General features: G+C 65.5%; 21 protein-coding genes. 10 read left to right on the top strand and 11 right to left on the bottom strand.

Features of this window, described 5'->3' with window-relative positions:
• Positions 1–50: 50 nt before the first annotated feature.
• Positions 51–2693 (bottom strand): DNA polymerase I, encoded by a 2643-nt coding sequence (gene polA, locus ACIPY3_RS07955; RefSeq protein WP_400332620.1) that lies wholly within the window; start codon positions 2691–2693, stop codon positions 51–53.
• Between the two features lie 160 nt (positions 2694–2853).
• Between polA and ACIPY3_RS07950 the strand changes: the two genes are divergently transcribed.
• Positions 2854–3354, top strand: coding sequence for a hotdog fold thioesterase (locus ACIPY3_RS07950; protein WP_400332251.1), 501 nt, complete (start codon positions 2854–2856; stop codon positions 3352–3354).
• Here ACIPY3_RS07950 and ACIPY3_RS07945 read toward each other — a convergent pair.
• From ACIPY3_RS07945 to ACIPY3_RS07920, 6 genes are all read right to left on the bottom strand, one after another.
• A complete protein-coding gene (locus tag ACIPY3_RS07945) occupies positions 3351–3902 on the bottom strand; it encodes a dihydrofolate reductase family protein (RefSeq protein WP_400332248.1) in 552 nt (183 codons plus the stop codon). The two genes, ACIPY3_RS07950 and ACIPY3_RS07945, sit on opposite strands and share 4 nt — an antisense overlap.
• Before the next feature lie 48 nt (positions 3903–3950).
• A complete protein-coding gene (locus ACIPY3_RS07940; protein ID WP_400332245.1) occupies positions 3951–4892 on the bottom strand; it encodes a hypothetical protein in 942 nt (313 codons plus the stop codon).
• On the bottom strand, positions 4889–5875 hold the full coding sequence (locus ACIPY3_RS07935; RefSeq protein WP_400332242.1) for a hypothetical protein: 987 nt from the start codon (positions 5873–5875) through the stop codon (positions 4889–4891). Before ACIPY3_RS07935 ends, ACIPY3_RS07940 begins: the two co-directional genes overlap by 4 nt.
• 102 nt (positions 5876–5977) lie before the next feature.
• Positions 5978–6199 (bottom strand): hypothetical protein, encoded by a 222-nt coding sequence (locus ACIPY3_RS07930; protein WP_397321752.1) that lies wholly within the window; start codon positions 6197–6199, stop codon positions 5978–5980.
• Positions 6196–7383, bottom strand: coding sequence for an anion permease (locus tag ACIPY3_RS07925; protein WP_400332237.1), 1188 nt, complete (start codon positions 7381–7383; stop codon positions 6196–6198). Before ACIPY3_RS07925 ends, ACIPY3_RS07930 begins: the two co-directional genes overlap by 4 nt.
• Before the next feature lie 175 nt (positions 7384–7558).
• Entirely contained in the window at positions 7559–8068 is a 510-nt protein-coding gene (locus ACIPY3_RS07920; protein ID WP_400332234.1) for an HAD domain-containing protein, read from the bottom strand.
• A 110-nt stretch (positions 8069–8178) separates the two neighbouring features.
• Between ACIPY3_RS07920 and kynA the strand changes: the two genes are divergently transcribed.
• From kynA to ACIPY3_RS07905, 3 genes are read left to right on the top strand one after another with little or no spacing between them, the layout of a single operon-like run.
• Entirely contained in the window at positions 8179–9063 is an 885-nt protein-coding gene (kynA, locus tag ACIPY3_RS07915) for a tryptophan 2,3-dioxygenase (RefSeq protein ID WP_400332231.1), read from the top strand.
• A gap of 34 nt (positions 9064–9097) precedes the next feature.
• Entirely contained in the window at positions 9098–10336 is a 1239-nt protein-coding gene (gene kynU, locus ACIPY3_RS07910; protein ID WP_400332228.1) for a kynureninase, read from the top strand.
• Positions 10333–11184 (top strand): PaaX family transcriptional regulator C-terminal domain-containing protein, encoded by an 852-nt coding sequence (locus ACIPY3_RS07905; protein WP_400332225.1) that lies wholly within the window; start codon positions 10333–10335, stop codon positions 11182–11184. Before kynU ends, ACIPY3_RS07905 begins: the two co-directional genes overlap by 4 nt.
• Before the next feature lie 21 nt (positions 11185–11205).
• On the opposite strand, the gene ACIPY3_RS07900 is transcribed toward ACIPY3_RS07905, so the two are convergent.
• Complete coding sequence (locus tag ACIPY3_RS07900; protein WP_400332222.1) at positions 11206–11937, bottom strand: GntR family transcriptional regulator; 732 nt, start codon at positions 11935–11937, stop codon at positions 11206–11208.
• Positions 11938–12088: 151 nt separating this feature from the next.
• On the opposite strand from ACIPY3_RS07900, the gene ACIPY3_RS07895 reads away from it, so the two are divergent.
• The 5 genes from ACIPY3_RS07895 to ACIPY3_RS07875 all read left to right on the top strand — a co-directional run bounded on the left by ACIPY3_RS07895 (position 12089) and on the right by ACIPY3_RS07875 (position 16737).
• The gene (locus tag ACIPY3_RS07895) at positions 12089–12994 is read left to right on the top strand and encodes an N-acetylglucosamine kinase (protein WP_400332219.1); all 906 of its coding nucleotides are present in this window, start codon (positions 12089–12091) and stop codon (positions 12992–12994) included.
• 169 nt (positions 12995–13163) lie between these two features.
• Positions 13164–14276 (top strand): outer membrane lipoprotein carrier protein LolA, encoded by a 1113-nt coding sequence (locus ACIPY3_RS07890; RefSeq protein WP_400332217.1) that lies wholly within the window; start codon positions 13164–13166, stop codon positions 14274–14276.
• A 4-nt stretch (positions 14277–14280) separates the two neighbouring features.
• Positions 14281–15249: an ABC transporter ATP-binding protein gene (locus ACIPY3_RS07885; protein WP_400332619.1), complete on the top strand. Its 969-nt coding sequence runs from the start codon at positions 14281–14283 to the stop codon at positions 15247–15249.
• A complete protein-coding gene (locus ACIPY3_RS07880) occupies positions 15233–16096 on the top strand; it encodes an ABC transporter permease (RefSeq protein WP_400332214.1) in 864 nt (287 codons plus the stop codon). The genes ACIPY3_RS07885 and ACIPY3_RS07880 overlap by 17 nt, the downstream gene beginning before the upstream one ends.
• A 20-nt stretch (positions 16097–16116) precedes the next feature.
• Positions 16117–16737 carry an L-threonylcarbamoyladenylate synthase gene (locus ACIPY3_RS07875; protein ID WP_397321741.1) on the top strand — a complete coding sequence of 207 codons (621 nt, stop codon included), beginning with the start codon at positions 16117–16119 and terminating at the stop codon, positions 16735–16737.
• Between the two features lie 13 nt (positions 16738–16750).
• Here the strand turns inward: ACIPY3_RS07875 and ACIPY3_RS07870 are convergent, their stop codons facing one another.
• Both ACIPY3_RS07870 and ligD read right to left on the bottom strand, forming a co-directional pair.
• Positions 16751–17935 (bottom strand): serine hydrolase domain-containing protein, encoded by a 1185-nt coding sequence (locus tag ACIPY3_RS07870; RefSeq protein ID WP_400332210.1) that lies wholly within the window; start codon positions 17933–17935, stop codon positions 16751–16753.
• Position 17936: 1 nt separating this feature from the next.
• On the bottom strand, positions 17937–18974 hold the full coding sequence (ligD, locus tag ACIPY3_RS07865; protein WP_400332208.1) for a non-homologous end-joining DNA ligase: 1038 nt from the start codon (positions 18972–18974) through the stop codon (positions 17937–17939).
• Positions 18975–19076: 102 nt separating this feature from the next.
• Here ligD and ACIPY3_RS07860 point away from each other — a divergent pair, with 102 nt between their 5' ends.
• The gene (locus ACIPY3_RS07860) at positions 19077–19811 is read left to right on the top strand and encodes an alpha/beta family hydrolase (protein ID WP_400332206.1); all 735 of its coding nucleotides are present in this window, start codon (positions 19077–19079) and stop codon (positions 19809–19811) included.
• On the opposite strand, the gene ACIPY3_RS07855 is transcribed toward ACIPY3_RS07860, so the two are convergent.
• Positions 19750–21840, bottom strand: coding sequence for an elongation factor G-like protein EF-G2 (locus ACIPY3_RS07855; RefSeq protein WP_400332618.1), 2091 nt, complete (start codon positions 21838–21840; stop codon positions 19750–19752). The two genes, ACIPY3_RS07860 and ACIPY3_RS07855, sit on opposite strands and share 62 nt — an antisense overlap.
• Positions 21841–21879 lie beyond the last annotated feature (39 nt).

Genomic DNA, 21879 nt, shown 5'->3' with positions numbered 1-21879 from the left:
AGGCGCGCCACCATCGCGGCGGCGCGCCCTCCTGCGGACGTTTGGAAGTCCTAGTGTCCGGCCTCGTGCCAGCTCGAACCGACGCCAATCTGGACGTCGAGGGGAACGGACAACTCCGCGGCGGCACCCATCTGCTCCGCCACGAGCTTCTCCACGGCCTCGCGTTCGCCGGGGGCCACTTCCAGGACGAGTTCGTCGTGTACCTGCAGCAGGAGTCGGGACTTCAGGCCCTGACCTGCCAATTCGGCCGCCACGCCGAGCATGGCCCGCTTGATGATGTCCGCAGCCGAACCCTGGATGGGCGAGTTCAACGCGATGCGCTCGGCAGCTTCGCGTGCCTGGCGGTTGGTGCTGGTCAGGTCCGGCAGGTAGCGGCGGCGACCTTCGATGGTGGCCGTGTAGCCGTCAACACGGGCCTGGTCCACAACGCCGCGGAGGTAGTCGCGCACGCCGCCGAAGCGGTCGAAATAGTCCTTCATGAGCGTACGGGCTTCATCCACCGAGATTTCCAGCTGCTTGGACAAGCCGAAGGACGTCAGGCCATAAGCCAGGCCATAGGACATCGCCTTCACCTTGGAGCGCATGGCACTGGTGACGTCCTCGGGGGCCACATTGAAGATCCTGGAGCCCACAAAACGGTGCAGGTCCTCGCCGTCCCGGTACGCCTGGATCAGTGCCTCGTCCCCGGAAAGGTGGGCCATGATGCGCATTTCGATCTGCGAGTAGTCCGCAGACAAGAGGCATTCGTAGCCTTCGCTCACCACGAAAATGCCACGGACCCGGCGGCCTTCCTCGCTTCGGACGGGGATGTTCTGGAGGTTGGGGTTGTTGGAGGAAATACGTCCGGTCGCGGCGATGTTCTGGGCGTACGTGGTGTGGATCCGCTCGTCCTCCGCAACGGACTTCTTGAGTGTCTCCACCATCTGGGCCAGCTTGGACGATTCGCGGTGGGCCATGAGCTGGACGAGGAACTCGTGGCCGGTCTTCTCCAGCAGGGCCTTCAAGGAGGCTGCGTCCGTGGTGTAGCCGGACTTGATCTTCTTGGTCTTGGGCAGGCCGAGTTCCTCGAACAGGACAGTCTGCAGCTGCTTCGGGGATCCGAGGTTGACCTCGTGGCCGATCGCGGCGAACGCCTGCTCCTGGGCATTCTCGATCACCTTGGTCAGGTCGGCGAGCTGCTCGTTCATCCGGTCCATGGAGACGTAGATGCCGGTCAGTTCCATGTGCGCCAGGACACGGGCCACGGGGAGTTCCAACGTGGTCAGCAGGGCATCTGCCTTTCGCTCGGCAAGCTCCTTCTCGAAGTGCTTGCTGAGGGCATGCACGACGGCGGCCTGCTGGACCAGCGCCGCGGCGGCGGCCTGGTCGCTGTCCCCGGCAAGGTCCAGTTCCAGCTGGCCCGAGGGAGCCGCGGCCGCACCAATGGTGATCTTGAGATGCACTTGGGCGAGTTCGGCGAGATCGTAGCTGCGCCGGTCAGGTTGGATGAGGTAACCGGAGATGGAAGTGTCATCCACCACGCCTTCCAGGCCCAGGCCACGGTTGTGCAGGGCCTTGAGGGCGGACTTGAACTCGTGGAGGATCTTGGCTTCCTCGGGATCCTTGAGCCAGGTGGCCAGGACGGCTTCCGCGGCAGCATCCAGCCCGCTGAGTTCGATGAACGCGGCTCCGTTGTTCCGGACCACGGCAATGGCTGAAGCGTCTTCGCCGATGCGCCCGGGAACGAACTGCACGGAAACCGCAGAGCGCATGCCCGAGCCGGCGGCGAAGAATGCTTCCAGGCCGGCAGCATCGGACAACACGGCGTGTTCCGGGGCGTCGATGGTGTCCGGGGCTGCGCCGGCGGTGTCATCGCCGTAGAGGTCGAACAGCCGGGTGCGGAGGGTGCGGAACTCAAGTTCTTCGAAGAGGTCCTCCACCGCCTGGCGGTCCGGACGGGGTTCGTGGAGGTCGGCCAGCGAGACCGGGAGTTCCAGGTCCGTCAGCAGTTGGTTGAGGCGCCGGTTGCGCTTGACGTTCTCGACGTTTTCCTTGAGCGCCCCACCCACCTTGCCGCCAATGGAGTCCAGGTTCTCGAGGATGCCTTCAAGTCCGCCATAAAGGTTGATCCATTTGGCGGCCGTCTTGGGACCGACGCCCGGAACGCCCGGCAGGTTGTCCGCTGTCTCGCCGACCAGCGCTGCAAGGTCCGAATAGAAAGCGGGCTTGACGAAGTACTTCTCCTCGATGGCTGCCGCGTCAAGCTTGGGAATGTTGCTGACGCCCTGCTTGGGGTAGAGGACAAACACGTTGTCATTGATGAGCTGGAAGGAGTCCCGGTCTCCCGAGACCAGCAGGACCTCGAACCCTTCGGCGTCGCCCTGGGATGCCAAGGTGGCCAGGATGTCGTCGGCTTCATAGCCGGGCAACGCGATGGTCTTGATGCCCCACGCTTCCATCACCCGCGCAATCAGGCCGATCTGTCCCGCGAACTCGGCCGGCGTGGCATTCCTGCCACCCTTGTATTCGCTGTACTCGGCCTTGCGGAAGGTGGTGTCGTCCGAGACGTCGAAGGCCACGGCTACGTGGGTGGGCTTCTGGTCCTTGATCAAGTTGATCAGCATGGACGTGAAGCCGTGCACGGCGTTGGTGAACTGGCCACGGGCGGTAGAGAAATTCTCCGCGGGAAGCGCGTAGAAGGCGCGGAACGCCATGGAGTGGCCGTCCAGGACCAGCAGCCGGGGCCGCTCCTCCCCTGTGATGGAAGGTGTTGCTGCGGAAGAGGGTGCTGGTGCCGTTGCGACGGCAGCAGCCTGGGCCGTTGGAACCTGGTCCGGTTTGGTTGTTTCACTCACAGGTGCCAGCCTAGTTGGCATGATGGACAATTTCACGCCGAACCGGTTTGTCGACGAACTGAACCAGGCAGGCATCCCCGAGGAATTCCATGGTTGGCTTTCCGCCCACGGCGTGGGCGCCCTGGTAGTCAAAATGGGTATCCGCTTCACAGAGCTCAGCGCCGAGCGCACCGTTGCCACGATGCCCGTGGAGGGAAACACGCAAGTGGCCGGCATCCTGCATGGCGGGGCGCATGTAGTCCTCGCGGAAACCCTTGGGTCCTTTGCCGCGTCCCTGCACGCCGGGCAGGACCGCCATGCCGTGGGAATCGAAGTGGGCGCCACGCACCACCGGTCCATTGCCGCCGGCACCGTGACGGGCACGTGCACCGCCATCCATCTCGGCGGGACCCTGGCTACCCACGAAATAGTCATCACCGACGAGAAGGGCCGCCGGCTGTCCACCGCCCGGATCACCAACATGATCCGGGACAACCGTCCGCAACGAACCGACGGTCCCGGCGGCGCCCCGGCGGACTAAGCCCCCTTCCGGGGCAAGCGGTAATGGAGCTCGGCCGCCGCGCCACCGAGGATGCGCGACGAGACCAACTCAAGCGGCGCCGTCGGGCCCTTCAACGGCAAGAGCCGCTTCCCCGCGCCAAGTACCACGGGAATGATGGTGACGATCATCTCGTGCAGCAGTCCCGCATTGGCGAACTGTGCCACGAGGTCGCCGCCACCGACAAGCCAAACGTTCTTGTCCCCGGCATCGGCCAACAGGTCCGGAGCGAATTCGCGGACGTCGCCCCGGACAAACGTCACGTTGGCGCCCGATGGCGCAAGGTATTCGTGGTGCGTGAACACCCAGCACGGATGGTCCGGGTAGGGCCATTTCCCACCCTCATGCTCCATGAGCCAGCGGTACGTTTCGCCGCCCATCGCAATCGCTCCCACTCCTGCGAAGAAAGACTCGTAGCTTCCGCTGACGCCTTCCACCTGGTCGAACTGGAGCAGCCATCCGAGATCGTCCTCGGGTGAGGCGATGAAGCCGTCGATGGTGGACGCGACGTAGTACTGGAAGAGTGGCATGGCCCCAGACTAGCCAATCCGCCGGCCTGGAGCAGCCAGTGGAGCACTTCAGTTGGATCCGGCGTTTCCGTACTCCACCCGGACGCTGCCGTCATCGCGCAGCACCACCACGCGGCCTTGAGCCAGCGTCCAGCCGTCGTTGAGCAGGAAGATCCGCCCGCCGCTCACTACCAGCAGCCGCAGCCCCGAGTACCGGTACAGCGGAGCAGCATCGGTTCCTGCCGATTCCTCGCGCACATTGGGAGCGGTGACGGCGAGCCGTTCCTTGCTGTACACCACAGCCGTTGGCAGGAGGCTGGACCGTTGCTGGTAGTCCACGGCGGCACCGCGGCCCAACGCCTGTGCATAGTCCGATGTGCCCCAAAACAGCAGCAACGTCACCAACACGAAAACCAGCGACCGCTCCAGTGCCTTCGGCGTCAACCTGAGGTTCCTGGCTGGCGGTGCCGAACGGCGCCGGACGCTGAGGCCCCAGGCACCCACCACCAGCCCGGCAGCGATCAGGAAGGGAACGTAGAGCAGCGTGCGGTCTGGCTGGGCAACCACCACCACCCACATCACCGCGGCATACGCGAATCCGAGGACCACCACCACCATGGCTGTCCGATGGAGCAGAACCCTGTGCCGGGCTGCGCCCAAAAGCCGGGAGACCGCGCGGTCCAGCATCAGCCACAGCAAGCCCAGCACCACGAGCCATGCGAGGGGTTGGAACAGCGACTGGATGCTCCGCAGGATGAAATCCTGGACCGTGTAGCCAAACAGGCTCACGTCCAGGCCCATGGCCTTGGCCTGCGCGTCGGTGCGCGCCCAGCCAAAGTAGACCAGGAGGGCCGTGGCTACCGTCAGGGGTGGGCCGATCACGGACAGCACGTCCAAAGTGCGCTGCCAGCGGGTATTGACCAGGTTGAGGTCCGCTGTTTCGGTGGTGGCTGTTGGCTCTGGTTGCGGATCCGCTTCCCGGGCGGCGTCCGGCACTGCGCCTGCGCTCATGGCGTTGCCGTCGGTGACGGCGTCGCGGAAGGGCTGCCGGGTGAGGGACTGGAACTGACCGCCGGGGGGCCCGGGCTTGCCGTGGGATCCGGCTGGGCGTTGGTCGCGTCCTCATAGAAGAAGGTCACCGTGCCGGTGATGTCCACCGTGTCAGTGATGGAAACCTTGACGGTATCGCTGCCGGGTGCTGCCGGCGGCATCTGGATGTACATCGTCTGGTAGTCGCCGTCGTATTTGACCACCGGGTCCTGCTGCGCCGGACTGCCGTCGAAACGGACCTCGCCCACGCGCACGTAGTACCCGTCCAGGCGAACGATGGTGCCGCCTGCGCGCGGCCCCGCTGCGCGTTGCAGCCCCGGCACCGGCACCAAATTTTGGTCAACCACCGTGAGGCCACTGAGGTGGCGTGGACAAGCTTGGCCGGGAGCCGCCGTCGGCTGCAGGGTGAGCGAGGGACTGACCCGGTGTTGGGCAAGCACCGCAGCCGATGTGGCTGCCACCGTCGACTCGAGGCACTGGGTTTGCGGGATGCGCGGCGTCGCGGCTACCGCAGTGGACGCTTTCGCCCAGTCCTGCTGGCTGCCGGTCTGGAGCGCCTTGCAGACAGCAGCCGCGGCCTGCCACACGGCCGCCTCCTGGTCGCCGTCGACGTTGAGGGCGAGGGCATCGCACTGCAACTGCTGCAGGAGGAGGTAGCGCTGGCCGGATGTGGGGTCGTTGGGGCCAACGGGTCCCACCGGGACCCAGCGGACCACGGGCGCTTCAGCTTGGGGGGCTGCCGGGCCGGCGGGTCCCACGGGCTGTTGGGCGGTAGGTCCGACGGCGGTGGGCTGGGCGGCGGCGGAAGCGGTGGTTGCCGAAGGCGCCGGGTTGGGAGACGGACTGTCAGGATTGCCGGCGGGCGGCAGGCACGCAGTGAGTCCCAGCATCAGGACCGGGACCAGGGCCAGTCCGATGACGTGGCTTAGGGATTGGCTCTTCATGACAGCCCCACATCTGCCGGATCACCATCATGCAGTGATGTAAGTTCACTGCTGATTATTCTCCCGAATGGACTTTACTGCCAGAGCGGCCGCGCTCTCCCGCTACTTTCCGAAGTAGGGCACGATCAGGTAAATCCCGAACAGTACGGCCAGGCCGCAGACACCGAAGCAGACATAGGCGAGGGACCTGACCAGGGCGGGCGATTTTTGCTGGGCGTCACCGGCAATGGCTGTCAAGCGCACACCCAGGGAATACAACACCACGAGGGTCACGGCCGCCACGAGCGTGACACCGGCTACTTCAAGCAGTTCCAACCATTTCATCGCTGAGCACCCTTGGCTTTCTTCTTCTTCCGGAAGCGGACAGCGTGGCCTGCCTCTTCGACTTCCACGGCGTTGTGGTGGCCCACGTGGGATTTCCGGGAGGCGACAAACATGAACAGGATCGCGGCCGTCCCTGCGACCGCCGCGATGACCACACCTGCCACACCGATGTTGACCAGCAGGGCGGTGAGCGCGCCGACAATGGCAGCGGCCGGAAGGGTGAAGAGCCAACCCAGGGCAATCTTCCCGGCAGTGCCCCACCGAACCGAGGTGCCCTTGCGGCCGAGTCCTGAACCAATGACGGATCCGGAAGCAACCTGCGTGGTGGAGAGGGCGAAGCCAAGGTGCGAGGAGGCAAGGATCGCCGACGCCGTGCTCGTCTCAGCCGAGAAGCCCTGGGCGGGCTTGACCTCGGTAAGGCCGGAACCCATGGTGCGGATGATGCGCCAGCCACCTGCATAGGTTCCGATGGCGATTGCGAAGGCACAGGCTGCGATCACCCAGAACTGCGGCCCGGAGCCGGGCGCCTGCGTGCCGGCTGCGATCAGGACCAAGGTAATGATGCCCATGGTCTTCTGGGCGTCGTTGGTTCCATGCGCCAAGGCGACGAGGCTGGAGGTGAAGATCTGGCCCGTCCTGAAACCACCGCGCTTTTGGGTGAGCTTGTCTCCCGTCTCGGGATTGTGGCGCGAGGTCAGCGCATAGGCGAGGCGGGTACAGATATAAGCCACTCCACCGGCGATCAACGGAGCGAAAACGGCCGGAAGGATAACTTTGAGGAGCACGGTCTCGAAGTTGATCGAATGCAGGCCTATGCCCACCACGGCAGCTCCTATGAGGCCACCGAAGAGTGCGTGGGAGGAACTGGACGGGAGGCCTTTAAGCCACGTGACCATGTTCCACAGGACAGCGCCCATAAGCCCGGCGAAGATGATGTCCGGGGTGATGTGGATGCCATCGGACCCTTCCCGGATGAGGCCGCCGGAAATGGTCTTGGCTACCTCCGTTGAGAGGAAGGCGCCCACCAGGTTGAGGACGGCCGCCAAGGCTACCGCGGTCTTGGGCTTGATGGCCCCCGTGGCGATAGGCGTGGCCATCGCATTGGCTGTGTCGTGAAACCCGTTGGTGAAGTCAAAGAAAAGGGCCAACGCTATTACCAGCGCGACCATGAAGGTGATTTCCACCTGTTGCCCAATCTGCAGAGTCGACGTTCAGCAGTTTCACTTCCCCGTACCTGCCAAGCACAGCATAGTTCAGCAACTGTTCACAGGCTGGACATGCAGAAATATCGTGGCGGGCTTGAAACCTTAAGAATCCTACGTGCCAGCCCCCGAGGGGACAAACGAATCCCGGGCATGCTCAGCCGAGAAAATCCCTGACCGCCGCCAGGTCGCGCCGGGAAAGCCCTCGCCGGGGATCAGGTGAGATACACAGCACACGGTCCTGCTGGTAGTCGGCCCAGGACTGCGCTTCCGCCTCCTGCCCGAGCTGGTCATCGAGCCAAATGAAGCGGTCGGCCCCGGCAGTGGCGAGATCCTTCTGGAGGGCCGTCAATTTCCACCATTCGGGACCCGCGTCCCATCCCTCACTGGACAGAACGGGCCACTCCCGGCCATTGAGGCCGATCGCCGGGCACAGGAACTCCGGAGCGAGCCGCTCCCACGTGGTGAGCCACACAAAGCGCGCTGCCGGGTGTTGGGCGATGAGGTTGAGTTCGGCAACCAGCTCAGGCGCGTAGGCGACGTCGAGAATGCCGGCATCGGCGATGTGCCACTCGCCGCCCCAGTCCGTGACGCCCAACGGACTGAACGGATTCACCACGCCGTCGACATCCAGATAGATGGACACCGGCACGATGGACATCGGCATCGTTCTCCCTTCCCCAAAGGTTCACGTTCAGCGTACGGCACGCTTTCCGGACGGAAAAACCGCCAAAATCACTTCCTTGACGTGCGTCATGTGAATGATATTCTTGCTTCATGGAAAAGCCTGCGGCAGAGTTGCCGGACGCCCACTCGCACCGAAGCGTCCGCCCTATCGAGGAGTCGGTGCGGACGGATTTCCGGCATGCGATGTCTTATGGCGGTTATTTGGACCTGGACCGGTTGTTGAGTTCGCAGCATCCGTTGAGCCAGCCGGAGCATCATGATGAGTTGTTGTTCATCATCCAGCACCAGACCAGTGAGTTGTGGCTCAAGCTGGTGCTCCACGAACTGCTGGAAGCCCGCCGCCTGTTTGATCAGGACCAGCTTGGCAAGGCTTTGAAGTGCATCGCCCGGGTGAAGGCCATCCAGCGGACCATGACCGAGCAATGGTCCGTGCTCGGCACGCTCACGCCCCGTGAATACGCCCAGTTCCGGGGTTTCCTGGGCAGTTCCTCCGGCTTCCAGTCCTACCAGTACCGCGGGGTGGAGTTCCTCCTCGGCAACAAGAACCGGGGCATGCTCCGGGTCTTCGAAAGCGACCCCGAAGCACACGCCCTCCTGGGCAGGCTCTTGGACGAGCACACGCTCTACGACGCCTTCCTCCGCGTCCTGGCCCGCGCCGGCTACGAGATTCCCGCGGACATCCTGGACCGGGACACCAGCGAACCCTGGTCCTACCGCTCGGATCTTGTCCCGGTCTTCCAGAAGATCTACGAATCCGATGACACCCCGTGGGGCCTGTACGAGGCCTGCGAGGACCTGGTGGACGTCGAAGACAACTTCCAGGCCTGGCGCTTCCGCCACCTCCGCACGGTCCAGCGCACCATCGGCTTCAAAGTAGGAACCGGTGGCTCCTCCGGCGTCGATTTCCTCAAGCGCGCCCTGGACCTGACCTTCTTCCCCGAGCTCTACGCCGTCCGCACCGAGATCGGCAACTGAATTCCTTCCCCCACCCCGCCCGCAGGAGCAACCATTGAGCACCGCACAACAAACACAGCGGCCAACGTCCGCAGAACTGGACGCCGCCGATCCCCTCGCCACCCAGCGTGAGGCCTTCTACACCCCCGACGCCGGCCAGCTCACCTCGTACTTGGACGGGAACTCCCTGGGGCGGCCGCTCAAAGCCACTGCCGCCTCCCTGCAGTCCTTCGTTCACGACGCCTGGGGCAGCCGCCTGATCCGCGGCTGGGACGAACAGTGGATGGACGAACCCACCCGCGTCGGGGACCGGATCGGCGAAGTCACCCTCGGCGCCGCCCCCGGCCAAGTGACCGTGGGCGATTCGACATCGGTGATGCTCTACAAACTGATCCGCGCCGCCGTAGATGCGCAGCCCGGCCGGAACGAGATCATCATCGACCGGGACAACTTCCCCACCGACCGTTTCATCATCGAAGGCATCGCCGCCGAACGCGGCGCCACCATCACATGGATCGCACCCAACCCGGCCAGCGGCGTCCGCGCCGCTGAGCTCGACGGACTCCTGGGTGAGCGGACCGCCGTCGTGGTCCTCAGCCATGTCGCCTACCGCTCAGGGTTCCTGGCCGACGCCAAAGCCATCACGGCGAAAGTGCAGCAGGCCGGTGCGCTCATGCTCTGGGACCTCTGCCACTCCGTTGGCTCCGTACCCTTGGAACTGGACGCCTGGAACGTGGACCTCGCAGTCGGCTGCACCTACAAGTACCTCAACGGCGGTCCCGGCTCCCCCGCCTTCGCCTACGTCAACACCGCCCGCCAAGACCTCCTCCAACAGCCCATCTGGGGGTGGATGGGCGCGGCCAACCCCTTCGGCATGACCGACGCCTACGAACCAGCCAAGGGCATCCGCCGCTTCATCACCGGAACCCCACCCGTCCTGGCCATGCAACCACTCAAGGACATGGTGGAACTGATCGCCTCCGTCGGCATGGACGCCGTCCGGGAGAAATCCATCAAACTCACCGAGTACGCCATCGAACTGGCCGAAGAGTTCCTGGTCCCCCTCGGCGCGGAAATCGTCAGCCCCCGTAACCCGGCCGAACGGGGATCGCACATTACGGTGGACCACCCCCTCTTCGCCGATGTCACCGCCCGGCTGTGGGAACGCGGGGTCATCCCGGACTTCCGTCCCCCACACGGCCTCCGCATCGGCCTGTCCCCGCTCAGCACCAGCTACGCCGAAGTCGAACTCGGCGTCCAGGCCATCCGCGACGTCCTCACCGAACTCCAGTGAGCGCCGTCCTCGACGACATGGACTCCCGACCAGGGAGTACGACGTCGTTGCTGCGCACCGTGATCGGGCTCTACCTGCGTGAGGCCGGCGGATGGATGTCCACCAAGGACCTCGTGCTCCTGATGGACGCCCTGGGGACGTCCGGGACCGTCACCCGGACCGCTCTGGGGCGGCTGCGGAAGAAGGAAGTGGTCCGCCTGGAAACGCGCGACGGCAATCCCGGCTTCACCTTGACCGGGGGCGCAGCAACCATGCTGGCCCGCGGCGACCGCCGGATCTTCACACCCCGCTCCATGGAGCCCGGCGATCCATGGTGCCTCGTCTCCTTTTCGATCCCGGAAACCGAACGGGAAAAACGCCACCAGTTGCGCCGCAGACTCCATTGGATCGGCTGTGGAACCGTCGCCGCGGGCCTGTGGATCTGTCCCGATTCGTTGCGGGACGAGGTGGAGGAAATCCTGGCCGACCTTGGCTTGCGGGACATGGCCACGCTGTTCGTCACCGGCTCCCCGATGGTGGGCGGTAGCCTGCCGGATGCCGCCGCCAAGTGGTGGGACCTGGACGCGATCGCCGGCCTGCACCGGGATTTCCTCCACCACCACCGCCCTGCAGGCACAGGAGCCAGGGGCCAGGACCTCGACGGCGGCGCCGCCGCGTTTGCCACCTACGTCCGGAGCATCGACCGGTGGCGGATCATTCCGTACCTCGACCCGGGACTGCCCGCCGACTTGCTGCCAACGGACTGGCCCGGAGCCGAGGCCGCAGCACTCTTCGGCCGGATGGTGGAAACGCTCTCAGCTCCCAGTGCGGCGTTCGTCCGGAACACGCTGGGCGCCACGGTCTCCTGACGTCACGGCCGACGGCGTGCATCAGCTGCCGGATTTCACCCGCGACACAAACCGGAAGCGGTCCCCCCTGAAGGCACTGCGCGTCCACTCCACCGGACGGCCTGCGGCGTCCCGGCCCAGGCGGTGGACCACCAGCAGGGGCGCACCCATTTCAATGCCGAGCAATTGCACGTCGCCGGGCCCGGCGAGGGCAGTCTCCACGGTGTCCTCGACGTCGGAAATCCGGATGCCGTACACATCGGCCAGGGCTGCGTAGAGCGAACCCGCTTTGGACAGGTTGCCCTTGAACCGGGGCAGCTTCCCGGGAAGGCAGGCAACTTCGTGGGCCAGCGGCTCACCATCGATAAGCCTGATGCGTTCCAGGCGTGTCACGGGGTCTCCGTGGTCCAGCCCCAGGTGGGCCGCCACGTCGGCGTCGGCTCTCACTACCGCCAGCGCCAGGAGCTTCGAGTCGGGGCGGAGCCCTTGGCTGCGGGCATCGTCCGAAAACGACGTCAATTGGCGGACATGCGTCATTTTCGGAGGCGCCACGAACGTTCCATGCCCCTGGACACGGCCAAGCTTGCCTTCGGCCACCAGTTCGCTGATGGCCTGCCGGACGGTGGTGCGCGAGGTCTTATAGGTCTCGGCGAGTGCGCGTTCGGTGGGGATGAGGGTGCCTGGCTGGAGTCCCGAGATGAGTGCAAGGACCTCGGTCTTGAGCACGTAGTACTTCGGAGCACCGGGCACGACATCTGTCGCCATATTGGACATCCTACGTGTAGACACAAATATTGGTCTATGCCAATCTAGTCCGAGTTGGCCTGAAGCGGAAGGATCATCCCATGAAGTTCGCCACGCACCGCCCTCATTCCCTCGAAGTCCCGAGTTCCCTCGATGCCCCCGTGTTCCAGGCGGCAGGCGCATGAGCCCCGCCGTCCTCGGCCTGCACATCGGCGGATCCCGGACTCACGCCCTGCGTGCCGAATTGGACCATGCCGGCAACGGCGATGGCGTCAACCTTCCGGAAATCACCGAGTCAAGCGCCAACCTCTCGTCCGTTGGACACCAGGGGGTGGACGCCGTCCTGCGCCGGATCGCGGGAGCCACGGGCGGCGACGTCCGGGCCGTGTGCGCGGGAGCGGCCGGCGCCGATACCCCCGCCAGCCGCGCGGTGCTTTCGGGGCTCCTGGCCGAGCACTTTCCGGGAGCCAGGATCGACGTAGTCCATGACACCCGCATCATCCTCGCCGCCGCTGGCCTCGACGCGGGTGTGGTGCTGGTTGCCGGAACGGGCTCGGTGGCCTGGGGACGGAGCCGCGAAGGCCGGGAGGCCCGCAGCGGCGGCTTCGGCTACTTGCTGGGCGACGAGGGCGGCGGCTACTCCGTGGTCCGGGACGCCGTCAGGGAGGCTCTCCGCGAGCACTACGCGGGGCTGGAACCAGGAACTTTGGTGCAGGCACTCCTGGCAGCCACAGCCAGCGGTGATGCCTTGCAGTTGATGGACTTCTTCTACGCGAAACCCGAGCCCGACCACTGGGCAAGCCTCGCTCCGCTCGTCCTGGAACTGGCAGTGGACGGCGATCCGGCTGCCCTGCGCATCCAGGCGGAGGCAGCACACTCGCTCGCCACCATGGCGCGCCAGGTGCTGGGCGAACTCGGCCTCGACCTGCCCTTGGTGATGGCCGGAGGTTTGCTGGTCAACCAACAACAGCTTGCCGGCGCCGTGGCCCGGAAAGTGGCCCTCGAGGATCCCACAGCCGTGCGCATCCTTTCCGAGTCTCCGGTACGCGGTGCCGTGCGGCTTGCAAGCGAACTCCTTCGGGCCTGAACCACTGGGGTCTGCCCTCCCAACAACCGACAGGAACCATGACCACGGCCGCCAGCAGGTTGCAGCCCTGGCGAAGACCATCCGTTTCCAGCTACCGACCCACCCGTGATGCGGGCAGTCAACCGGAGTAGTCTGGAAACATGCCTCACACGGACGGTGGTCGGTAGCAATGGCACGGATTAAACAACGGTGGCTGCCCGCCCTCTTGGTGCCGCTTGTGCTGATTGCCGGGATTCTGGTGGGTTCCATCCAGGCGGGCGCGGCTCCCTCCCTGCCGCCCAAGACGGCCCAGGACCTGATGGCCATGATCGCCAACAGCACGGTGCGGTCGTTGTCCGGGACGGTGTCGCAGGAAGCAAACCTTGGTTTACCGGATCTTTCCGGCACCAGTGGCGGACCCGGCGCCGGCTCACCCCTGGAGTTCCTGACAGGTACGCACACGGCCCGCGTCTATCTCGATGCGCCCGGCAAGGCACGCCTACAGATCCTGGACCAGTTGGCCGAACGCGACGTTGTGGTCAACGCAACCGATGCCTGGTACTACAACTCGACCGACAACAGCGTGGTGCATACGGCCTTGCCGCCACGGCCCGGCACGGGAAGCACGCCTTCGGAGATTCCCAGGCCCCAGGCCGCTACCCCTGAGGCCCTCGCCACCCGCTTCCTGGCGGCCATTGACTCCACCACGCAGGTAACTGTGGGCCAATCGGCAACTGTTGCCGGTCGAAGCGCCTACAGCCTGACGCTGACTCCCCGCAGCGACGGAACCCTGGTGGAATCGGTGTCCCTCAGCGTCGATGCTGAAACAGGCCTCCCGCTTGGCGTCACCGTGCGAGCCAAAGGACAGGCGGAACCCGCCTATTCCATCGCTTATACGGACCTGAACCTGGCCACCCCGGATGCGTCGTTGTTCACCTTCACACCACCGCCCGGGGCGAGCGTGACAGAGAAGGCATTCCCCGCCAAGCCCGCTCTCCCGGTACCTGCCGTTCCAGCACCCGAAAAAACGGTTCCAGCCCCCGGCACAACTCCAGCGAACCCGTCCTCCCATGCCCGTCCGGCGGTGACCGGCAAGGTTTGGGACGCCATAGCAACCTTGCCGGCGGGTTCCGCACCCCCTGGGCTCACAAGCAACCCCCAGCTCACCCAACTGCTCCAGCCGGTTTCCGGTGGACGGGCGTTGACCACCTCGCTGGCCAGCGTGCTGATTCTCGACGACGGCCGCGTGCTTGCGGGCATGGTTCCCTTGGACCGACTTGAGTCAGCCGCTGCCGCCGGTTGAGGGGCTGCGTGCCACGGAATCGCCCGGCGCGGCCGGCACTGACCTCGCCCTGGAGACGCGGGGATTAGCCAAACGCTTCGGCCACCGCGCTGCCGTGGACGGCATTGACCTGGCCGTACCCCGCGGTTCCGTCTTCGGTTTCCTGGGCCCGAACGGATCAGGAAAGACCACCACCATCCGCATGCTCCTGGGCCTGGTTTCGGCTGACGCGGGCACCATCAAGGTCCTGGGGCGGGATATGCCCCGGAGCCTCCCAGAGGTGTTGCCGGATGTTGGCGCGTTGGTGGAAGGACCAGGCTTCTATCCGTTCCTGACCGGCGCAGGAAACCTGCTGAGGCTTGATGCCGCGGACAGGCACGCTCCGGCCGCAACACGACGCCAGCGCGTGGATGATGCCCTGGAACGGGTGGGCCTGGGGCACGCCGCGGGAAAGAAGGTGCGGGCTTACTCGCTGGGCATGAAGCAACGCCTTGGACTGGCCAACGCCATGCTCCGGCCTCGAAAGCTCCTGGTCCTGGACGAACCCACCAACGGCCTGGATCCCCAAGGCACCCGCGAAGTCCGCAACCTGGTACGTTCCCTGGCAGCAGGTGGCACCACGGTTTTCGTGTCCAGCCACCTGTTGGCCGAGGTGGAACACATGTGCACCCATGTGGGCATCATGAGCGCCGGCCGGCTCGTGGCCCAGGGTACCTTGGACGAACTGCGCTCCACGGGGCAATCTGCCGTCCTGGTGACAACGCACGACGTCGGACATGCCACCCGGGTCCTGGCCCGGCTGGGGCTGGTTCCAGGCCCGGCACCAACGCCCGGCACCGTGCTGGGCGGCGGCCTCGACGGCATGGCACCCGAGGCGATCGTCGCTGCCTTGGTTGGCGACGGGGTCCGCGTGCGTGGATTCTCCGTGGAGAACGCCAGCCTGGAGGAACGGTACGTGTCACTCACGGGAGAGGGGTTTGACGTTGTCGGCTGACGCTGTATCCGGGCCAACTGTCCGCCCAGGCGTGGGCTGGCGCCTCCTGGGCTCCGAACTGGCTGTCCTTTTCCGCAGGCTCCGGACGTGGGCGATGCTGTTGGCGCTTGCCGGCGTGCCCATCCTGATTGCCGTGGCAGTCAAGCTCTCCTCGCGGCAAGTGCCGCCCGGCCGTGGCCCCTTGTTCCTTGACCGGGTGAGCCAAAACGGCCTGTTCGTGGCAGTGACGGCCTTGGTGGTCTGCGTCCCGTTGTTCCTCCCGCTGACCGTTGGCGTGGTAGCCGGAGACACCATTGCGGGCGAAGCCAACCTTGGCACCCTGAGGTACCTGCTGCTGGCGCCGGCCGGCCGGATACGGCTCCTCCTGGTCAAGTACGCCGGGGCCGTCGCTTTCTGTATCGCCGCCACGGCAACCGTCGCTGCTGCCGGTGCGCTGGCCGGCGTCGTGCTTTTTCCGATCGGCCCTGTGACGCTGTTGTCCGGCGACACCATCAGCGTGGGCGAATCCGTGGTGAGGTCGTTGCTGATCGCCGCTTACATCACCGTCTCACTGCTGGGCCTGTCCGCGATCGGACTGCTGATCTCCACGTTCACGGACGTGCCGGTAGGTGCCATGGCTGCCACGATCGTCCTGGCTGTCGTCTCGCAGGTATTGGACAACCTCCCCCAGCTCGAGTGGCTCCATCCGTGGTTGTTCAGCCACCATTGGCTCGGGTTTGCCGACCTGCTGCGGCAGCCCATGGCGTGGGGATCCTTTGCTGACAACGCGCTCCTCCAAGCCGGCTATGTGGCAGTGTGCGGTGCCCTGGCGTACGCGAAGTTCTCCGCCAAGGACGTCCTTTCCTAGCTTTGGCGTAGGCTCGTCCCATGGCCAGATTCTTTGACGTGCACCCCGTAGATCCCCAACCCCGGGCCATCGGCCAAGTGGTGAACATGCTGCAGGACGGCGGGCTGATCGCCTACCCCACCGATTCCTGCTACGCGTTGGGTGCACAGATCGGGAACCGCGAAGCCCTGGACCGGATCAGGGCGATCCGACACCTGGACGACAAGCACCATTTCACGTTGGTCTGCAAGGATTTTGCCCAGCTGGGCCAGTTCGTGATGCTGGACAACGACGTCTTCCGCGCCATCAAGGCCGTGACCCCCGGCAGCTACACGTTCATCCTTCCCGCTACCCGGGAAGTGCCCAAGCGCTTGCTCCACCCGAAGAAGAAGACTGTTGGCGTGCGTATTCCGGACCATAAGGTGGTCCAGGCGATCCTCGCCGAGCTGGGCGAGCCGCTCCTGTCCAGCACGCTCCTGCTGCCTGACGAGGAAGAACCGTTGACCCAGGGCTGGGAGATCAAGGAGCGCCTGGACAATGAGGTGGATGCCGTCATCGACTCAGGAGACACCGGCTCCGAACCCACCACGGTGATTGACTTCTCCAGCGGCGTGGCCGAGGTGGTCCGCCGCGGCACCGGGGATCCTTCCCGCTTCGAATAGGACGACGCCGCCACTAGCCAAAGCGGAAACGGCAGCTTGAGTTGAGGACTACCTGCGCGAGGTTGGTCAGTTCAAGGACGATGGCTGAGGGCTGGGCGGTGACCGGCTCCGGCGGAGTGGCGACAGCGATGGTGAGTTGGCGGTTTCCGTTCGCACTGCTCATGGTGATGGTTCCGAAGCCGGGAAGGTCGCCGGCATGGCCGTAGTAGTTTCCATTGGTGCACCTGTCATCCCATTGGTCCAGTCCCAGCCCATAGTCGGCCGACACCATGCCCTTCATCAGCAGCAGGCTGGACGGCGCCAGCAGGCGTCCGCCAAGGAGGGCCGCTTGGAAGGTATTCACGTCCGCCGCTGAGGACACCAGCCGCGGCGGCGACTGGCCTGCCGTTGGTGGGGTCTCTGTGATGTCCACGATCCCGCCATCGGTGGAGGCATACCCGTGGACGAGGTTGGGAATGGCCCCGGCGTCGTCCAGCAGGGCCATGGATCGCAGCCCAAGGAGGCCCCACACCTCGCGGCGGAGCACGTCGATGAGGGCAGCTCCCCTGAGCCGCTCCACCACACGAATGAGCACCGTGTCCGCCCATCGGCTCGAATCGCGGCCCGACGAGTCGGCCAACAGGTAGCGGAGGGAAAGGTCTCCCACGGGACCGTCGCTGCCCCCGGCCACCCCACCGGTCAAGTCCGGCAGGTAGGCGCTGACGGGGACGTCGAGGGCGGCTTTGCCTTCCTCCACCAACTTAAGGACGGACACGGCAAGCATGCTCCGGAGCACCCCGCCCACCACGATCGGATCGCTCGCATCCACCGGCAGTCCACTTTCGAGGCTGCGGACCCCTGCCGCAGACGTCCAGCTTTGCAGGCCGGAGCGTGCTTCCATAAGCACCGCCGGAGCCCCCTGGCTGATCAGTTCCCTGCTGAACACTTCCAGTGAGGCTTGGAGCTCCAGGAACACCATGGAGTTGGTGGCATCCGCGGACGCCGACGGTATTGGCGAAGTGGGAACCGGCGGCGTGGTCCGGGCGAAAGGAGGGGCCGACGTCGTGCCCGTCACCGGCGCCGGTGACGGCGCTGTTGACGGCGCTGTTGACGGCGGCGGGAGCGGCCCCGGTGGATCAGTGCACGAAGACGCCAGGCAGGCGGCGAGCAACAGGCCGCAGCAGAATCCGGCGGCCCCGGGTGCAGACGCCCGCTTCATGTCACTTCTCCGGTTGCTCCTCCGGCTTGCGTGCGCGGCTCGGCTGGACCCTCATGGGCTCGCCGGGCATCTTGGGAAATTCCGGCGGGAACGGCATCTCGCCTTGCCCGTTCTTCACGTCGCGTTCCCACCACTGCAGCAGGACATCGATCTTGCCGGGCTTTTCATGCATGGTCGCCCACGGATCGCCGGTGGTCCTGAGCCGGTCCGGGACGGTCTGGATGGTGTACTTTGCGGGGTCGGCATTCTCCAGTTCGTCCCACGCCAGCGGGCAGGAGACCTGGGCCTGGGCCACGGCGCGGGGACTGTAGGCGCCGGCAATGGTCCTGTCCCGGTTGGCTTGGTTGAAGTCCACGAAGATCCGGGAACCGCGTTCCTCCTTCCACCACGCCGTGGTGACGTGGCGGGGCATCCTGCGCTCCAATTCGCGGCCTGCGGCAATGACGGCGTGCCGGACGTCCAGGAATTCGTGCTTGGGATGGATCGGCGCATAAACGTGCAGGCCCCGGTTGCCGGAGGTCTTGATGAAGGCCGTCAGGCCGGCCTCGTCCAGGACGGAGCGCAGCTCCTGGGCTGCCGGGATGGCATCGGCGAAATCCGTGCCTGGCTGAGGGTCGAGATCGATCCTCAGCTGGTCAGGATTGTCGGGATCGTTGGCCCGCGAAGCCCAGGGGTGGAAGACCACGGTGTTCATCTGGGCCGCCCACACGGCGGCGGCCGGCTCGTCAATCACCAGTTGCGGATGGGATCGGGCACTGGGATAGGTGACCATGACCGAGCGGATGTAGTCCGGGGCACCCTTGGGAGGGTTCTTCGAAAAGAACATGTCTCCTTCGATGTTGCCTGAATAGCGCTGCAGGCTGACCGGCCGGTTTCCATTGGCAGCCACGAAGGCTTCCCCCACGTCCGAGAGGTAGCTTGCCAGGTCCAGCTTGGTCAGCCCTGCTTCGGGCCAGATGACACGGCTTGGACTGGAGATACGGACCTCGCGGGGGCCGTCGGGGCCAGGCACGGTCAGGGTGGTGGATTCACTCGCCATGGCCACAAGCTACCGTGCGGGGACCCTGCCCGTCAGCAGGTGGGGATCGTTTTGGGCGAAATTGGTGCGCGTCCCCACGTAAACCTGCTCCATGATGGATGCATGCCAAACACCGAAACCGCCCTGACCATTTCCGTGGACGACAGCGATGTCCCGGGCATCCACCTCAGTCCGGAAGACCCGTCCGCCACCCTGGTGGTGGCCCACGGCGCCGGGGCGGGCATGGAGCACCCGTTCCTGCAGGGTTTCTGCGAGGCCATGGCGGCAGAGGGTGTTGCGACGCTCCGCTTCAACTTCCCCTACCGGGCCGCAGGACGCCGGTTCCCCGACCGTCCACCGCTTGCCATCGCCACGTGGCGGGCCGTGGTGGCCAAAGCCGTCGAAGTCTCCCACGGTATGCCGCTCTGGGCGGCGGGGAAATCGTTCGGCGGACGCATGGCATCCATGGCCGTGGCCGAGGGCATGGACGTCCAAGGCCTCGTGTACCTCGGCTATCCATTGCATGCTCCGGGCAAACCCGAAAAGCTCCGGGACGAGCACCTGTACGGGATCACCACGCCCATGCTTTTCCTGCAGGGCACCAGGGACACGTTCGCAACACCCGAACTGCTCGAGTCCGTGGTGTCCCGCATCGGGCCAACGGCCACCCTTCAATGGGTGGAAGGCGGGGACCACTCCTTCGGCGTCAAAGGCGTCAAACGCACGGCAGCGGAAGTCGGCGCATCGCTGGCACCGGCCGTGGCGGGCTTCATGCGCACCGAGCGCCCGGCAGGGGCTACTTCGCCAGGGGCTCGTGGCGCAGGTACTCCCGGCGGAACCGCCCAGTACCCGCAGTGAGGGCCCGGAGTTCGATGGCGTAACGCAGGAGTTCCTGGTCCGGCACTTCGGCACTGACTTCGGCGCCTTCGCCGCCACCACTGTCGGTGCCGGTCACACGCCCCCTTCTGCCTGAAAGGTCGCTCATCACCGTTCCGACATATTCGTCAGGAACGCTGATAACCACCCGGGACACGGGTTCCAGGAGTTGGATCTTTGCCGCCGCAGCCGCTTCGCGAAGGGCCAAAGCCCCGGCCGATTGGAAGGCTGCATCCGAGGAATCCACGCTGTGGGTCTTTCCGCCCACCAGCGTCACTTTGATGTCCACCACGGGGAAGCCCTCAGCGACGCCCTTGAGCATCTGGGCGCGCACGCCCTTCTCGACTGACGCCACGAAGGTTCCGGGAATGACGCCACCCACAATCCTGTCGACAAACTGGAAGCCCTCGCCGCGCCCCAGGGGTTCAACCTCGATGTCGCAAATGGCGAACTGGCCGTGCCCGCCGGACTGTTTCACGTGCCGGCCATGACCGGCGGCCTTGCCGGCAAACGTCTCCCGCAAGGGCGTGATCACCTCCACAGTCTGGAGCTTGACTCCCTGTCCACGCAGGCGGTCCAGGACCACCTCGGCGTGCGCCTCCCCCATGCACCAGAGGACCAACTGATGGGTGTCCTGGTTGCGTTCCACCCGCAGTGTGGGATCCGCAGCTGCCACCTTGCCGATGCTCTTGGCAAGGGCGTCCTCGTCGCTGCGGGACGCCCCTTCCACGGCTACAGGCATCAAGGGCTCGGGAATGTGCCAGGTCTCGAGAAGCAGCGGTGCTTCCTTATCCGACACGGTATCCCCGGTTTCTGCGCCGGCGAGCTTGCTGATGGCGCAAATATCCCCGGCAACGCATTCCCGGACGGGCTTCAGGCTGGACCCCACCGGCGAGTACAGATGCGTTACCCGTTCGTCGGAGTCGTGGTCCTCATGGCCTCTGTCCGCAAGGCCCCTTCCGCCGATATGGATGGAAGAGTCTTCCCTCAACGTTCCCGAAAACACCCGGACCAGGCACACCCGGCCGAGGAAGGGATCCACTGTTGTGCGCACCACCTCGGCAGCCAACGGCCCGTCCGGGTCGCAGGCAAGGTCCTTGAGGGAAGACCCGTCGAGCTGCATGGCCGGCGGGGCGGGACGTTCCAAGGGCGACGGCAGCGCGTCGGTGAGGAGCGCCATCAGTTCCGGCAGCCCCCGGCCCGTTTCGGCCGACGTTGGCATGACCGGGAAGAAACTGCCCCGGGAAACAGCCTTTTCCAGGTCCTCGATCAAGTCCCCCAGCGGCAATTCCTCGCCGCCGAGGTACCGGTCCATGAGTGTCTCGTCTTCGCTCTCCGCAATGATGCCCTCGATCAAGGGCCCGCGCGCGTCCTCGAGCACGGCGTCATCGGCCTGGCCGCCGCCGTGCAGGACTCCTGCCACCCCGTCAGCGTCCGGAAGGTACAGCGGCAGCACCGACTCGCCGAAGGCTTCCTGGCAGCGCGCGACGGCGGCACTGAAGTCTGCGCGCGGATGGTCCAGCTTGCTGACAACCACGGCCCGCGGCAGACGGACCCGCTCGCACTCGCCCCATAGGGCGATGGTGGCGCCGTCTATTCCGTCGATGGCCGAGACAACAAAAAGGGCCGCGTCCGCGGCCCGGAGACCGGCGCGCAACTCGCCGGTGAAGTCGGTGTAGCCCGGGGTGTCGATCAGGTTGACCTTGATGTCGCCCACCAGGATCGGCGCCACGGACAAGGAGACGGAACGTTGCTGATGAACAGCTGAGGGATCCGAATCGCTGACCGTGGTTCCTTCGGTGATGGAACCCATCCGGGAGATCGCACCGGTGGCTGCGAGAAGGGCTTCCACCAGCATCGATTTGCCTGCTCCCGAATGTCCCACCAGGGCGACGTTCCTGATCCGGGCCGGGTTCCTGGCGGTCAGTGCTGCACCATTCTCGCTTCGTCGGGGTTCCGCGGCGCTTGATCCCGTGGCCTTGGCTGTCTCGCGCGTGCCCTTCGCGGACATGGGCGCCTCCCGGTGTTCGTATCCAGGCTCGGAGTCCGA

This window comes from Paenarthrobacter sp. NPDC089714 (assembly GCF_044748905.1).
In the GTDB taxonomy this organism is placed as follows: Bacteria; Actinomycetota; Actinomycetes; order Actinomycetales; family Micrococcaceae; genus Arthrobacter.
This window is presented reverse-complemented; position numbering and strand designations above follow the sequence as displayed.

What these genes read in the sequence shown, in the direction of transcription:
- polA (WP_400332620.1), bottom strand. Translation starts at nt 2,693, where the DNA reads ATGGCGTTCCGCGCCTTCTACGCGCTTCCCGCGGAGAATTTCTCTACC.
- ACIPY3_RS07950 (WP_400332251.1), top strand. Translation starts at nt 2,854, where the DNA reads ATGATGGACAATTTCACGCCGAACCGGTTTGTCGACGAACTGAACCAG.
- ACIPY3_RS07945 (WP_400332248.1), bottom strand. Translation starts at nt 3,902, where the DNA reads ATGCCACTCTTCCAGTACTACGTCGCGTCCACCATCGACGGCTTCATC.
- ACIPY3_RS07940 (WP_400332245.1), bottom strand. Translation starts at nt 4,892, where the DNA reads ATGAGCGCAGGCGCAGTGCCGGACGCCGCCCGGGAAGCGGATCCGCAA.
- ACIPY3_RS07935 (WP_400332242.1), bottom strand. Translation starts at nt 5,875, where the DNA reads ATGAAGAGCCAATCCCTAAGCCACGTCATCGGACTGGCCCTGGTCCCG.
- ACIPY3_RS07930 (WP_397321752.1), bottom strand. Translation starts at nt 6,199, where the DNA reads ATGAAATGGTTGGAACTGCTTGAAGTAGCCGGTGTCACGCTCGTGGCG.
- ACIPY3_RS07920 (WP_400332234.1), bottom strand. Translation starts at nt 8,068, where the DNA reads ATGCCGATGTCCATCGTGCCGGTGTCCATCTATCTGGATGTCGACGGC.
- kynA (WP_400332231.1), top strand. Translation starts at nt 8,179, where the DNA reads ATGGAAAAGCCTGCGGCAGAGTTGCCGGACGCCCACTCGCACCGAAGC.
- ACIPY3_RS07900 (WP_400332222.1), bottom strand. Translation starts at nt 11,937, where the DNA reads ATGTCCAATATGGCGACAGATGTCGTGCCCGGTGCTCCGAAGTACTAC.
- ACIPY3_RS07895 (WP_400332219.1), top strand. Translation starts at nt 12,089, where the DNA reads ATGAGCCCCGCCGTCCTCGGCCTGCACATCGGCGGATCCCGGACTCAC.
- ACIPY3_RS07890 (WP_400332217.1), top strand. Translation starts at nt 13,164, where the DNA reads ATGGCACGGATTAAACAACGGTGGCTGCCCGCCCTCTTGGTGCCGCTT.
- ACIPY3_RS07875 (WP_397321741.1), top strand. Translation starts at nt 16,117, where the DNA reads ATGGCCAGATTCTTTGACGTGCACCCCGTAGATCCCCAACCCCGGGCC.
- ACIPY3_RS07870 (WP_400332210.1), bottom strand. Translation starts at nt 17,935, where the DNA reads ATGAAGCGGGCGTCTGCACCCGGGGCCGCCGGATTCTGCTGCGGCCTG.
- ligD (WP_400332208.1), bottom strand. Translation starts at nt 18,974, where the DNA reads ATGGCGAGTGAATCCACCACCCTGACCGTGCCTGGCCCCGACGGCCCC.
- ACIPY3_RS07860 (WP_400332206.1), top strand. Translation starts at nt 19,077, where the DNA reads ATGCCAAACACCGAAACCGCCCTGACCATTTCCGTGGACGACAGCGAT.
- ACIPY3_RS07855 (WP_400332618.1), bottom strand. Translation starts at nt 21,840, where the DNA reads ATGTCCGCGAAGGGCACGCGCGAGACAGCCAAGGCCACGGGATCAAGC.